Origin of the sequence: Tenacibaculum sp. L6, assembly GCF_028823685.1 — a bacterium.
Lineage (GTDB): Bacteria > Bacteroidota > Bacteroidia > Flavobacteriales > Flavobacteriaceae > Polaribacter.
This window is the reverse complement of the sequence record NZ_JAPEHZ010000022.1, coordinates 1-13166: the sequence shown is the minus strand read 5'-3', so window position 1 is coordinate 13166 and position 13166 is coordinate 1. Positions and strand designations below refer to the sequence as shown.

13 protein-coding genes are annotated in these 13166 nt (G+C 32.2%); 4 read left to right on the top strand and 9 right to left on the bottom strand.

What is annotated here, in order from left to right; translation table 11 throughout:
* Positions 1-5 precede the first annotated feature (5 nt).
* Positions 6-2438, bottom strand: a complete 2433-nt coding sequence (locus OU788_RS06145; protein ID WP_274634345.1) for a TonB-dependent receptor domain-containing protein — start codon at positions 2436-2438, stop codon at positions 6-8.
* Positions 2439-2539: 101 nt separating this feature from the next.
* On the opposite strand from OU788_RS06145, the gene OU788_RS06140 reads away from it, so the two are divergent.
* Positions 2540-2902 (top strand): CoA-binding protein, encoded by a 363-nt coding sequence (locus tag OU788_RS06140; RefSeq protein ID WP_274634344.1) that lies wholly within the window; start codon positions 2540-2542, stop codon positions 2900-2902.
* Positions 2903-2986: 84 nt separating this feature from the next.
* Here the strand turns inward: OU788_RS06140 and OU788_RS06135 are convergent, their stop codons facing one another.
* The 5 genes from OU788_RS06135 to pyrR are packed head-to-tail and all read right to left on the bottom strand — an operon-like array spanning position 2987 to position 6172.
* The gene (locus OU788_RS06135) at positions 2987-3955 is read right to left on the bottom strand and encodes a ribonuclease Z (protein ID WP_274634343.1); all 969 of its coding nucleotides are present in this window, start codon (positions 3953-3955) and stop codon (positions 2987-2989) included.
* 4 nt (positions 3956-3959) lie between these two features.
* Complete coding sequence (locus tag OU788_RS06130) at positions 3960-4280, bottom strand: T9SS type A sorting domain-containing protein (RefSeq protein ID WP_274634342.1); 321 nt, start codon at positions 4278-4280, stop codon at positions 3960-3962.
* A gap of 45 nt (positions 4281-4325) precedes the next feature.
* Complete coding sequence (locus OU788_RS06125) at positions 4326-4658, bottom strand: hypothetical protein (RefSeq protein ID WP_274634341.1); 333 nt, start codon at positions 4656-4658, stop codon at positions 4326-4328.
* Positions 4659-4660: 2 nt separating this feature from the next.
* Positions 4661-5593, bottom strand: coding sequence for an aspartate carbamoyltransferase catalytic subunit (locus OU788_RS06120; protein ID WP_274634340.1), 933 nt, complete (start codon positions 5591-5593; stop codon positions 4661-4663).
* 24 nt (positions 5594-5617) lie between these two features.
* On the bottom strand, positions 5618-6172 hold the full coding sequence (gene pyrR / locus OU788_RS06115) for a bifunctional pyr operon transcriptional regulator/uracil phosphoribosyltransferase PyrR (RefSeq protein ID WP_274634339.1): 555 nt from the start codon (positions 6170-6172) through the stop codon (positions 5618-5620).
* A 317-nt stretch (positions 6173-6489) separates the two neighbouring features.
* Between pyrR and OU788_RS06110 the strand changes: the two genes are divergently transcribed.
* Positions 6490-8382, top strand: a complete 1893-nt coding sequence (locus tag OU788_RS06110) for a SulP family inorganic anion transporter (RefSeq protein WP_274634338.1) — start codon at positions 6490-6492, stop codon at positions 8380-8382.
* Between the two features lie 95 nt (positions 8383-8477).
* Here OU788_RS06110 and OU788_RS06105 read toward each other — a convergent pair whose 3' ends face one another.
* The gene (locus OU788_RS06105) at positions 8478-9419 is read right to left on the bottom strand and encodes a hydrogen peroxide-inducible genes activator (RefSeq protein ID WP_274634337.1); all 942 of its coding nucleotides are present in this window, start codon (positions 9417-9419) and stop codon (positions 8478-8480) included.
* Positions 9420-9535: 116 nt separating this feature from the next.
* On the opposite strand from OU788_RS06105, the gene OU788_RS06100 reads away from it, so the two are divergent.
* Positions 9536-10006 carry a Dps family protein gene (locus OU788_RS06100; protein ID WP_274634336.1) on the top strand — a complete coding sequence of 157 codons (471 nt, stop codon included), beginning with the start codon at positions 9536-9538 and terminating at the stop codon, positions 10004-10006.
* An 8-nt stretch (positions 10007-10014) separates the two neighbouring features.
* Here the strand turns inward: OU788_RS06100 and OU788_RS06095 are convergent, their stop codons facing one another.
* Positions 10015-10797, bottom strand: a complete 783-nt coding sequence (locus tag OU788_RS06095; protein ID WP_274634335.1) for a sulfite exporter TauE/SafE family protein — start codon at positions 10795-10797, stop codon at positions 10015-10017.
* A gap of 47 nt (positions 10798-10844) precedes the next feature.
* The gene (locus OU788_RS06090; protein WP_274634334.1) at positions 10845-11765 is read right to left on the bottom strand and encodes an AraC family transcriptional regulator; all 921 of its coding nucleotides are present in this window, start codon (positions 11763-11765) and stop codon (positions 10845-10847) included.
* 199 nt (positions 11766-11964) lie between these two features.
* On the opposite strand from OU788_RS06090, the gene OU788_RS06085 reads away from it, so the two are divergent.
* Positions 11965-13166 (top strand): aldehyde dehydrogenase family protein (locus tag OU788_RS06085; protein ID WP_274634333.1); only part of this gene is annotated, 1202 nt, incomplete at its 3' end.

Below are 13166 nucleotides of genomic sequence, written 5' to 3'. Positions count from 1 at the left end.
TAGGTTTATATAAATCCTCCACCTCCTTGGGTTTCGTTATTATCACGTTGTTTTCTAGCGCGGGCTTTATTTTTTCCTCCACCAAATCTGTAGTTAAATCCGATATAAGCAGTTCTGCTTTCCCATTTAAAGCGTCCGTTTTGAACAAAAGGTCTTTCAGAATTAAACTTAAACCTCATGTCATTAAAAATGTCGTTAACTCTCAAATTGATGTTTCCTTTTCCTTTAAGAATAGTGTAGTTAGCACCTATGTTAACCATTTTCATTGGGTCTACATCCCACTGAATATCTTCTCTTGGTCCTCTATACATAGCAAATAATTGTAAACGTAATTTTTTAGATACTGTAAAACTATTGCTTATACGGGCATTAAAAATGTCTGTTTTAACTTCAAGAGTAGGAGCATTAGGATTACTGAAATCAGTAGTTCCAAATTGTTTTTGAGAATAATAATCCATACTAGCATTAGCTCTCCACCATTTTGCAATTTTATAGTTTACAGAGAATTCTAAACCATAAGCATCTGTGTCATCAAAATTGGCAAAAGTTAATATCTGTTTAGTATTTGTTTCATCTAAAGAATCCATGTAAGTAGCTCTATTGATTACATCGGTAATATTTCTGTAAAAACTACCTAATGTTATCGACCCTCCTTTTACTTTTCTGGTGTAGTTAAATTCAACTGAATTTGTAAACTGAGGAACAAGATCAGGGTTACCAACCGATGTAATTAAAGGTGTACTCCATTCTCTAATAGGGTTAACTTGTTGTATTCCTGGTCTGTCTACTCTTTTGCTATAGCTTAACTGAAATTGATCTGCCTCATTAGGATTATAAGTGAAAAAAGCTGACGGATATACGCTGAAAATATCATCAGTAACTTTATCATTTTTTACATCACCATTTTCGTCTAGTCCTGTAAAGTTACCTTCAATTTCATATTGCTCAAAACGCGCTCCTAATTGCATAGATAGTTTACCAAACTGGTGACCATAGTTTACATAAGCTGAATAGATATCTCTGTCATAAGTAAAATAAGAATCTCCTACATCTCTAAATGTAGTATTTTCTTCAATTTGTTGGTTTGTAAGGTTGATATTATCAGTATTATTTACTCGATACTCTAAACCTAGTTCAAGTTTACCATTTTTAGAAATAGGATTTGTATAATCTAAATTTATTAATGTACTTTTTCTATTGTTGTTTATGTCATTAAAGTAATCAGGTTGCGAACCTTCAAGGAAATAGTTATTTAAATAGTTTGGTGCATTGTTTTTAGAATAGTTAGCTTCAAACTCAATAGTGTGTCCTTCTTTAGTAAAATCGTGTTTGTAGTTTACGTTGTAAGCTTGATTATGGCTTTCGTTATTTTGAGTGTTAGGAGAATGTTCAATTAAATTACCATTATTATCGGTAATAATAGCACGTCCGCTTGCATCACTCGAAAACCAATTTTGAGTTGTGTATAATGATAAAGTATTTTTATCATCTAAATAAATATCGGCTCCAATTTTAAACAAGTGAGATTCATTATCGTTAGTGAAAACAAAATCTTGATAGTTAATTCCAGGTCTACTAATGTACCCAAAGTTATAGCGTTCACCACCATTATATCCGTAGTTGCCAAAGAAGTTTACTTTACCTGTTTTGTAATTCATATTGGTAGAAGCATTGTAACGAACAAAATGACCAGCTTCAACACCTGTGTTTACAGAACCGTTAAAACCTATGTTAGCATTTTTGTTAAGGATGATGTTAATAATACCGCTCATTCCTTCAGGGCTGTATTTAGCAGAAGGGTTGGTAATTAACTCAACGCTTTTGATAGTTGAAGAAGGAATTTGTTTTAACAACTCAGAAGCAGGAATGTTTGTAGGCTTTCCGTCTACCAATACACGCACATTTTCATTACCACGTAAGCTAATATTTCCTGATTGACTATCAACACTTACCGATTGTATGTTGTTTAATAATTCTGAAGCTGTAGCTCCTGCTGAGGTTAAATCCTTCCCAACGTTAATTACTTTTCTATCTACTTTTTGGGTTACAGAAGAAGTTTCAGCTCTAACTTCTACTTCATCTAAAGTAGTGCTGTCTTCTTCTAAAGAAATAGTTCCTAAGTCTATTTTATTTGATTTGTTACTAACTGAAACAGGTTTAGAGAAGGTTTTATATCCAATAAATTGAACTTCTACAATACTATTTCCTTCAGGGATATTTTTTATAGAGAATAAACCGTTGTCATCAGTAATTCCACCAGTCACAATTTTTTTGGTAGCATCTTTGATTATAATATTAACATAAGGTAACGGTTGTTTAGTTGTTTGGTCGACTACTTTACCAGATACGATTCCCGGTTTAGGAAGATTACTCTTAGGCATTTGGGCAAACATGCTCGTACTTAATACAGTTAAGAGTATTATGAATATGTTTTTCATTTGGTTGTTTTTAGATTTAGATTGTTTTGATGCTTAATAGACAGTCTAAATAGTATCTTTGTTACTCTAATTAACAGGTTTTAACGTAATATTAACACAAAATGAAAAAACGTACTTTGGTTCTTGGTGCCTCTTTAAATCCGACAAGATATTCTAATATTGCGATTAAAAGATTGATAAGTAATGGTGTAGAAACACTAGCGTTAGGCGCCCGAGAAGGCAGAGTGGGTGATGTTGTAGTTGAAACAGAAAAGAAACTTTTTTCTGAAATAGATACGGTCACTCTCTACCTGAATCCTAAACGTCAGAAGGAGTATTATGATTACATCGTAAGTTTACAACCACGAAGGGTTATTTTTAATCCAGGAACTGAAAATGTTGAGTTTATTGAGGTTTTAAAAGATAACAGAATTGAAGTTGAAATAGCTTGTACTTTAGTACTTTTATCTACAAAGCAGTATTAAATAGATTTTTAGATTGTTGGATGATTGGATTGTTGATTAGTGCTGAATTTTTTTAAGTCTAAACTTTTTAACGCTTCAGGCTTTTTATTCTTTAAATTCTTCAATTTTTGAATCTTTTAATATTTTAATAGGAAAATCGTCTGTGCTGTATAACTTTCCTGCTTCAGCAAGTTCTACATTTTTAAAAATAGTTTGAGCCTCAGTTTTAAAATCTTCTAAATTATTATACCTGCTAGAATAATGCCCGATAATTAATTTTTTTGCATTTGCCTGATTAGCAATAGAGGCAGCTTGTTCGGCTGTTGAGTGTTTTGTTTTCTCACACAAATCTTCTCTATCTTTTAAAAAGGTAGCTTCATGATAGAGTAAATCAACATCTTTAATGATAGGTACTATAGCTGGTTTGTAAGCAGTGTCACTACAAAAAGCGTAGCTTAATGGTTTAGGCGGATCAATGGTAAGTTCTTCGTTGGGAACTACCTCTCCTGTAGAAAGAACAAAATCTTTACCAGCTTTTATATTATGAAAATCGCAAGTTTCAATCTCTTCATATTGCTGAATATTTTCAATATGTAACTTTCTAGGTTTAGGTTTTTCCGTGAACAAAAAACCATTTGTATATATTCTATGATCTAACGGAATGGTTCTTACAGAAACCTTGTCATCTTCAAAAATAAGTTCACTTTCTTTAGAGTCTAATTCATGAAAGATGATAGGATACTTAGTCCATGATTTTGAAACTTTTAATTGAAGTACTGTAACTTCTTTTATTCCTTTAGGACCATAAATATGCAACTCTCTTTCACGGTTTAAAATACCGAAAGTTGAAATTAAACCGACTAAACCAAAGAAATGATCGCCATGTAAATGAGAAATGAAAATATGGTTGATTTTAGAAAAACCAACTTTGTATTTACGCATTTGTCGTTGAGTACCCTCACCACAATCAATTAAAAAATGTCGATTGTTAATTTCTAAATATTGAGCAGTAGGGTAGGCATTAACTCTAGGGGTTGCAGAATGGCAACCTAAAATAGTCAAATGTAAACTCATTCATTTATTTTATTACAAAGCGTTTTGAAATAATTTCTTTATTGCTTTGTATTGCGTAAATGTACATTCCAGATTTTAAATCGTTACGTTGAAACGGAAAAGAATTACGTCCTTTTAAAGCTTTTAATTCTTTATTATAAACTGTTTTACCTAGCACATTTCTAACAGTTAAAATAACTGTTTGATCGTGTTTAGCATTAAAGTAAATAGTAGTGCTGTTTGTAAAAGGGTTAGGGGATGCCACTAGCTTTTCAACCGATTTTTCTTGAGAAAAACCAACTGAGATAGCTAAGAAAAAAGTTATAAAAAGTATTTTTTTTACCATAAATTATCACTTAGGGGGGAATGAATAATTATTTAAAATATAAGGTTAAAAACCTAAATCACGTTGAATTTCTTCCATTTCAATCACATCTTCTGCTTCAATTAAAGTAGGAACGATGTTAAAAGTTTCAGGAAAATCATCAATATCTACATCTTTTGATACAACTACAAAAGATGTGCCATTACTTTGATGTTCATGAGCGTATTTCAAAAATAGCAAAATATTTTTGTTAGAGGCATTAAATTGCTCTGAAATTACAAGAATCAGGTTTTTTCCTGTAAGAGTAACATATTCTTTTTCAAAGTTTTCTAAGAAATCTGAAAAGGAATTTTCATCAGAAGTTATTAATGTGTAATCTGTTTTTTGCTCTGCTTTCATGTTTACCTTTTTATTTGTTGTGCTAACAAATAAATTACTGCCATACGTACAGCAACTCCGTTTTCTACCTGATTTAAAATAATAGACTGGCTACTGTCGGCAACATCACTTGTTAGTTCTACACCACGGTTTATTGGTCCAGGGTGCATGATAACAATCTTTTTATCAAGGTTGTCTAAAATTTCTTTATTAACACCAAAAAGCTGTGTGTACTCTCTTGTTGATGGGAAATATTTAATATCCATACGTTCATGTTGTACACGTAGTACATTGGCAACATCACACCACTCTAAAGCTTTTTTAAGATTAGTTTCTACTTCAACTCCTAAACTGGAAATATAACGAGGAATTAAAGTGGTAGGCCCACAAACTTTTACCTTAGCTCCTTGTAATTGTAGTGCAAAAATATTTGATAAAGCTACACGTGAGTGTAATACATCACCAACAATTAAAATCTTTTTACCTTTTAAATCGCTATTTAAAGCTTCACGCATAGAAAAACTATCTAATAATGCTTGTGTTGGATGTTCGTGTGTACCATCACCAGCATTGATAATTTTAGCATCTACGTGTTTTGACAAGAAAATTCCAGCTCCCACATTTGAATGACGCATCACAACAATATCAACTTTCATTGATAAAATGTTATTAACGGTATCAATTAGTGTTTCTCCTTTCTTTACAGATGATTGACCAGCAGAGAAATTAATAACATCTGCAGATAGACGTTTTTCAGCTAACTCAAAAGAAAGTTTTGTACGTGTACTATTTTCAAAAAATAAATTGGCAATAGTAATATCGCGTAATGAAGGAACTTTTTTTATAGGTCTGTTAATGACTTCTTTAAAATGAGCAGCGGTTTCAAAAATAAGCTCAAGGTCATTTTTGTTAAGGTATTTAATTCCTAATAAATGTTCAACGCTTAACTGCTTCATCTTAGTTTGTTTTTTTAATCATAACTAATCAAGCTTTGAGGGCTTGGGTTCAAGGTAAATTGTATCTTCTTTGTGAGTTTCTTGCCAACAAACAACTACTTTTTCTTCGTTGATGGCATCTACTTGTCTTCCACGGTAATTAGGTTGAATTGGTAAATGACGACTAAAACGGCGATCAATTAATACCAATAATTCGATGTTGTCAGGTCTTCCGTACGATTGTAATGCCGTTAAAGCACTTCGTACGCTTCTTCCTGAGTATAAAACATCATCAATAATTACCACTTTTTTGTCTTCAATTAAAAAGTCTATTTGAGTTGAAGTGGCTTCTAATGGTTCTTGTCTTCTGCGAAAATCATCACGATAAAAAGTAATGTCTAAAAGACCTAATTGTAAGTCCTTTATATTGTATTCCTCTCTTAATAATTTAGCTAATCGATTAGCTAAATAAGTACCTCTAGGCTGTAATCCTATTAAAACGGTATTAGAAAAATCGTTGTGATTCTCGATTAACTGACACGCTAATCGATGCAGAATGATTTCAATTTCTTTCGAAGTAAGTAGTGTTTTTCTGCTCATTTGTTGCTACCAAATTGGTTTGATAGTTCAACGTTCAAAATTACGGCAAAAAATTACGCTGACAAAATTAAACTTAATGAAACCCCTAATAAATTTTAATCGTAAAATAAGGAATTAATTAAGGTGTTCCATGTGACCTTTAAAGGAATAATTAATAATTAACACATGAAACGTAAAACTTGGTCTATAAAATTATTTTTACATTTGCCCACTTTTACTCACTAAGTGAGACTTGAAAGTTACTAGGTTTCTTTGTTTTATAAATAAAGCTCTAGGTGAACTTTCTTAAATGTAGCTTATAAAAGACGTTTAAAATTATGATGAAATACATTAAAGGTAAGAAGATTAACATAAAAGATGATTCGTTAGCAGGTATAACAGTGTCGTTAGCCATGATACCAGAAGTAGTAGCTTTTGCTTTCGTAGCTCAAATAAGTCCTATTGTAGCGTTGTTTGGTGCTTTTGTTATAGGAATCATTTCTGCAATTTTTGGAGGTAGACCAGGGTTAATTTCTGGAGCAGCAGGAGCTGTAGCTGTAATTTTTGTTACGATGATACAAGAAGGACATGCAAAAGGGTTATTATTTGATACACCTGTTGAAAATATGGGGTATTTCTATTTATTAGCTGCTGTAGTTTTAATGGGAATCATTCAGGTTTTAGCAGGAGTATTTAAGTTAGGAAAGTTAGTTAGATTAATTCCACACCCTGTAATGATGGGGTTCGTAAACGGTTTAGCAATCGTTATTTTTATAGCGCAATTAGGAATGTTCAAAGAAAATAAGAAAGATATTTTCGGACAAAATATGCGTAAGACTGAATCGAAAGAGTTGGTATATAAAGTAGCAGACAATGAAGTGCAAGATTTAGTATCAAATGCGGCTTTGTTTTCAATCAAAGGAAACTCAATTATCAACAATCAAACAAACCAAGAAGTTTTTGTAAAGTCAGATACACAGGTTTTTGATGCGAAAACTCAGAAAGTTGTTTATAACATAGAACAAGATGGATTCTATTCCGTAAAAGATAGTGGAGTGGTAAAATCTACTTTACAAGGAACAAAGTTGTATACTATGGTTGGACTAGTGTTGTTAACGATGTTAATTATATGGTTGCTTCCTAAAGTAACAACGAAAGTACCAGCGGCATTAACGGCTATTTTAATTGTAACATTTGCGTCTATTATTGGAGGATTAGAGTCTATAAATGTTGGAGATTTTATTAGAGATGGTGGTGGAGCCGGTTTAAATGGTTTTGACGAAATTTCTAAGAAAATGAATTTAGCAGAGCTTTGGAGTCATTTACCATTCAATTTAGATACGTTGAAATTTATTGCACCATATGCCTTTTTAGCAGCTTCAGTTGGGTTGATTGAAACCTTAATGACGATGAATTTAGTGGATGAATTAACAGATTCGAGAGGAGATGGTAATAAAGAATGTATAGCTCAAGGAGCAGGAAACATGTTAAGCGGAATGTTTGGAGGAACTGGCGGTTGTGGTATGATTGGACAAACCGTAATTAACATTAATGCAGGAGGTAGAGGACGTTTATCAGGGGTTATGATGGCAGTTACTTTGTTAATTTTTATCCTTTTTGCTGATAAATACATTGAGCAAGTACCTATTGCTGCTTTAGTAGGAGTAATGTTTATGATGGTGATCGATACGTTTGCGTGGTCAAGTTTTAGAATTATGAATAAAATTCCAAAATCGGATGCAATTGTATTAATTACAGTGTCAGCAGTAACAGTAATTTTTGACTTGGCAATTGCTGTATTTGTTGGAGTTATTATTTCAGCATTAGTTTTTGCATGGGAAAATGCCAAGAAAATTAGAGCGAGAAAACGTTATAAAGAAGACGGAACCAAGATTTACGAAATTTGGGGACCTTTATTCTTCGGAAGTATTACTGCTTTTAACGAAAAGTTTGATATTAAGAATGACCCAAAAAATATAGAGATTGATTTTGTTGAGTCTCGTATTTCAGATCACTCAGCTATTGAAGCTATTTTTATACTAGTTGAAAAATATCAAAAGGCAGGAAAAAAGGTAACGTTAAAACATTTAAGTGAAGATTGTAAGGTATTGCTGTATAAAGCAAGTCCGATTTTTGCAGATGTTATTGAAGAGGCGGTAGATGATCCTCGTTATCATTTAGCTGCAAATCCTGAAGATTTTCCAAAGCCTTTATCAGAATATAGTTTTTAAATAAAAATCCCGCAATTGCGGGATTCGATTTTTTATTTTGTGTTTGTCTGTATTCTTGCAGCGAAGCGTTCTTTAGTCTTTTCTCTATAAGAAAACTAGTTTTTTTGAAGTGGACTTATAATTTCTACATCACTAAAAGCAATAGCACCTCTAATAACACTATCAATTGTGTTTTTTAAAGCTTCAATCAGTTGCATTTTTAATTGCGATTTATGATAAATTAAACTTACTTCACGTGCAGGAGGTGGAGTTTCAAATTCTCTTAAATGAGCTTTATCTCTATCATTTAAATCTAGGGTGTTTAAATAAGGAAGCAAGGTCATTCCCAATCCATCTTTAGATAATTTGATAAGTGTATCAAAGCTTCCGCTCTCTAGTTGAAAGTGATGTGTAGCACTTCTTTTGTTTGTTCTACAAAGGTTAATTACGCTATCTTTAAAACAGTGCCCGTCTTCAAGTAATAATATATCGTCTACTTCTAAATCGTCTACCTTTAGTTTCTTTTGCTTGTATAAGCGATGCTCACTAGGAACTAAACCAACAAAAGGTTCATAATATAAAACACGTTCTTTAATAGCTTCATTTTCTAATGGAGTGGCAGCAATAGCAGCATCGATATATCCATCCATTAACTTTCTAACTATTTCTTCAGTAGTTAACTCTTCAATAATTAATTGTACTTTAGGGTAGTTTTTACTAAAAGTTTTTAAGAACATAGGAAGTAAAGTAGGCATAATGGTAGGGATGATTCCTACTCTAAACTCTCCTCCAATATATCCTTTTTGTTGGTGAACGATATCTATAATTCGGTTACTTTCATCAACAATAACTTTGGCTTGCTCTACAATACGTTTTCCTACTTCTGTTAATTCTATAGGTTTTTTTGAACGATTAAAAATTTTAGCATCTAATTCTTCTTCTAACTTTTGAATTTGCATACTAAGTGTTGGTTGTGTTACAAAACAATGTTCAGCAGCAATCGTAAAGTTTTTATATTCAGCAACAGCAAGTGTATATTTTAATTGCGTTATAGTCATTTGTATAATAATTTTCGATAAAGATATTAAAACAATCAATAACCTTTATAGTCTAAGTATGAAAAATTGCACTAAATTTGTAGTAGAAAAAGTAAAAAACTTAAAATCAACATACTATGACAACTACAATTTTAGGGTTAGACAAGCAAAAAACGACAACATTAGTAAAAGAGTTAAATACGTTGTTAGCTAACTTTCAAGTATATTATCAAAACGCAAGAGGTTTACACTGGAATATTAAAGGGAAAAACTTTTTTGAGTTACACATGAAATTTGAAGAGTTTTATACCGATGCGCAAGAAAAAGTAGATTTAATCGCAGAGCGAATTTTAACGTTACAAGGAACTCCTTTACATACTTTTGATGATTACACAAGTGTATCTAAAGTTCCTGTGGGAAAAAACATTTCAAACGATGTTGAAGCAGTTAAACTAATTATTAGTTCATTGTCTGAATTATTAAAAATAGAACGTACAATTCTTGATTTGTCTGATGAAGCAGAAGACGAAGGAACAAACTCAATGATGAGCGATTTTATTGCTGAACAAGAGAAAACAATATGGATGATGAATGCTTGGTTAGGCTAAAATTAACGTTACACAAGTAAATACTTCCATAAAATACGAATACTCACAAAGGCAATCAAAATAGCGGTTGCCTTTTTTAGTTGTGTAGGGGTAAAAAGTTGGTTACTCATTCTGCTACCAATTTGACCTCCAATAAAAACGGTGATTAATAAAATAGAAGTAAGTTTCCAGTCGATAGAAAACTCAGGGTTTGTGTACTGTCCCACTAAACCAGAAATTGAATTTACTAAAATGAAAAAACTTGCTGTAGCTGCTATTTTTTTAGGAGTGTCCCAATTGGTTAAATGAAGTAGCGGAGCTAAGAAAATACCACCACCAATACCTACCATTCCAGAGATAAAACCAATAACTCCGCCATAACCAGCATTTTTTGCAAGGTTTAAGTCGTTGGTGTTATTGCTATTTGTAACTACTTTGTTAGAAATCCACATAGTAATAGCAGCAAAAAGTAATGTGAAACCTAAGAGAATAAAGAAAAACGTCTGACTTATTCGCAGATATCCCCCTAAAAAAGCTAAAGGAATACTAAATAAAGTAAGCGGAATAACCTTTTTCCAGTTGTATTGTTTTTGTTGTAAGTATAGTAAAACATTTCCGGTAACGACCATAACATTACACAGTAAGGCAGTAGCTCTTATTTGTGTAAAAAGTAATCCTGTAAGCGCTAAAACAGCTAAATAACTTGAGCCTCCACCAAAACCAACGGAAGAGTATAGAACAGCTACAATAAAAAAAAGTAAGATTATGTACCAATTAGCACTTAAAACATCTAAAAAAAGCGTGATTACCATAGTAAACAAATGTAATGATAAAAGCTTTTTGAAAAAGAATAGAAGACTTATCCTTTTATAAAAGACTTTTTAAACTGTTGAGGAGTGATCATCTCCATTTTTTTAAACTGTCTGTTAAAATAGCTGATATTATTAAACCCAGATTTGTAGGCTATTTCAGAAATACGTAAGTTTTTAGATTGTTTGATAAGTTTTTTTGAAAATTTAATTTTTTCAGAATTGATATAGTCTATAGGAGAAATACCTAAGGTGTTTTTAAATTTTTTATGAAAATGAGAGGTACTCATACAAGCTTTTTCAGCTAAAAGCTCAACGGTAATATCTTTATTAGTAAGGTTGTTTTTTATAAATTTAATAACCATACCTATACGCGTATCAGAAAATGTGTCTGTAGGATTATTTAAGATGAATGCTTTAGCTTTGGTTTGTAACAGTCTAACAATTAGTTCTTGTATCATAAGATCAAGAAGAATGTCTTTAGATTTGTTTTGATCAGTAAATGTATGAACTAAACGCCCTACTAAGTGATTAATTTCTGTATTATGAACTAAGTGTGATGAAGTATCATTCAAATTCCAGTTATTATTTTCACGTTCTATAGCTACGTTGTGGTTGAATTTTTCAACGATTTCTTCTATTTTATGTGAATCGATACCTAGTGCTAAGCATTGAGTAGGGTTATTTTTATCAGCTAAAGGAAAATCAATAATCATTTCTTTATTTTTAGGCATAACCACAGATTCTCCCGGGAAAAAATCAAAAGGATCCATTCCTTCTAGATGCATTATTTTCTTACCAGTTAGCATACTGACAATAACAGGAAAGTCAAAAGTTAATGAAATTTGTTCAGCATGCTTATGAGTTTCAAAAATATTTAACTCCGCATATTCAGCATTATAGGTGGTTCTATTTTCAACTAAAGTAGTGAGTTTTCGGCTTTCTTTATGTCGACTTAGTAAATGATTCATAATCAATAGTACAAAATTCTATTTGTGTTTTTTGGGGAATAATAGATATGTGTTACAATTTAATAAATATGTTCAATGTATTAGCTATATGATATTATAAATTTACAAAAACTACGAAATATTCATTTTTACACATGATTAATTAAGGATGTGTTATTTCGTTGGCTAAATTCAAATAAAACACAAAAATACAAAGTTTATGAGTTATACTAAACCAAAGTTTAAAGACACGTATGCTAATTTTATTAATGGAGAGTTTGTTGCTCCGTTAGGAGGAGAATACTTCGAAAACAGATCTCCAGTAGATAATAGTATCATAGCAAAATATCCAAGATCACAAAAAGAAGACGTAGAGTTAGCGTTAGATGCTGCTAATGCTGCTAAAGAAAGTTGGGGAAATACTTCTGCAGCAGATCGAGCTTCATTGCTAAATAAAGTAGCAGATATAATTGAAGCAAATTTAGAAGAGTTTGCATTAGTAGAAACCTGTGATAATGGAAAACCAATACGAGAAACCTTAAATGCTGATGTTCCTTTGGCAGTAGATCATTGGCGCTATTTTGCGGCTGCCATTAGAGCAGAAGAGGGTAGTGCTACAGAGCTTGATAAGAATACCTTATCAATGAACATTAAAGAACCTTTGGGGGTTGTGGGGCAAATTATTCCTTGGAACTTCCCTCTTTTAATGTTATCGTGGAAGTTGCCTCCTGCATTGGCAACAGGGAACTGTGTGGTGTTAAAACCAGCAGAGCAAACTCCATCATCAGCAACATTGTTAATGGAAAAAATAGCAGGTGTTTTTCCTCCAGGAGTGTTAAACGTAGTACATGGTTTTGGACCTGAAGCAGGAAAACCATTGGCATCGAGCCCAAGAATAGATAAAGTAGCATTTACAGGTGAAACTACTACAGGACAGTTGATTATGCAGTATGCTTCTAAAAACTTAAATCCTGTTACAATGGAGTTAGGAGGAAAATCTCCAAACATCTTTTTTAATAGTGTAATGGATGAAGATGATGCGTTTTTAGATAAAGCAATTGAAGGAGCGGTGCTATTTGCTTTTAATCAAGGAGAAGTTTGTACCTGTCCATCACGTATTTTAGTACAAGAAGATATTTACGATAAGTTTATGGAACGTGTGGTAGCAAGAACAGAAGCAATTGTACAAAAGAGTCCGTATGATGTAAATACGATGGTAGGTGCGCAAGCATCTAACGATCAATACGAAAAAATTCAAGCATATATAAAAATAGGAAAAGAAGAAGGAGCGAAAGTATTATGTGGTGGAGAAGCTAATAAGCTAGATGGAGAGTTGGCAAATGGTTTTTACATTAAGCCAACTATTTTAGAAGGGCATAATAAGATGCGTGTGTTCCAAGAAGAGATTTTCGGACCAGTCGT

What these genes read in the sequence shown, in the direction of transcription:
- OU788_RS06145 (WP_274634345.1), bottom strand. Translation starts at nt 2,438, where the DNA reads ATGAAAAACATATTCATAATACTCTTAACTGTATTAAGTACGAGCATG.
- OU788_RS06140 (WP_274634344.1), top strand. Translation starts at nt 2,540, where the DNA reads ATGAAAAAACGTACTTTGGTTCTTGGTGCCTCTTTAAATCCGACAAGA.
- OU788_RS06135 (WP_274634343.1), bottom strand. Translation starts at nt 3,955, where the DNA reads ATGAGTTTACATTTGACTATTTTAGGTTGCCATTCTGCAACCCCTAGA.
- OU788_RS06130 (WP_274634342.1), bottom strand. Translation starts at nt 4,280, where the DNA reads ATGGTAAAAAAAATACTTTTTATAACTTTTTTCTTAGCTATCTCAGTT.
- OU788_RS06125 (WP_274634341.1), bottom strand. Translation starts at nt 4,658, where the DNA reads ATGAAAGCAGAGCAAAAAACAGATTACACATTAATAACTTCTGATGAA.
- OU788_RS06120 (WP_274634340.1), bottom strand. Translation starts at nt 5,593, where the DNA reads ATGAAGCAGTTAAGCGTTGAACATTTATTAGGAATTAAATACCTTAAC.
- pyrR (WP_274634339.1), bottom strand. Translation starts at nt 6,172, where the DNA reads ATGAGCAGAAAAACACTACTTACTTCGAAAGAAATTGAAATCATTCTG.
- OU788_RS06110 (WP_274634338.1), top strand. Translation starts at nt 6,490, where the DNA reads ATGATGAAATACATTAAAGGTAAGAAGATTAACATAAAAGATGATTCG.
- OU788_RS06105 (WP_274634337.1), bottom strand. Translation starts at nt 9,419, where the DNA reads ATGACTATAACGCAATTAAAATATACACTTGCTGTTGCTGAATATAAA.
- OU788_RS06100 (WP_274634336.1), top strand. Translation starts at nt 9,536, where the DNA reads ATGACAACTACAATTTTAGGGTTAGACAAGCAAAAAACGACAACATTA.
- OU788_RS06095 (WP_274634335.1), bottom strand. Translation starts at nt 10,797, where the DNA reads ATGGTAATCACGCTTTTTTTAGATGTTTTAAGTGCTAATTGGTACATA.
- OU788_RS06090 (WP_274634334.1), bottom strand. Translation starts at nt 11,765, where the DNA reads ATGAATCATTTACTAAGTCGACATAAAGAAAGCCGAAAACTCACTACT.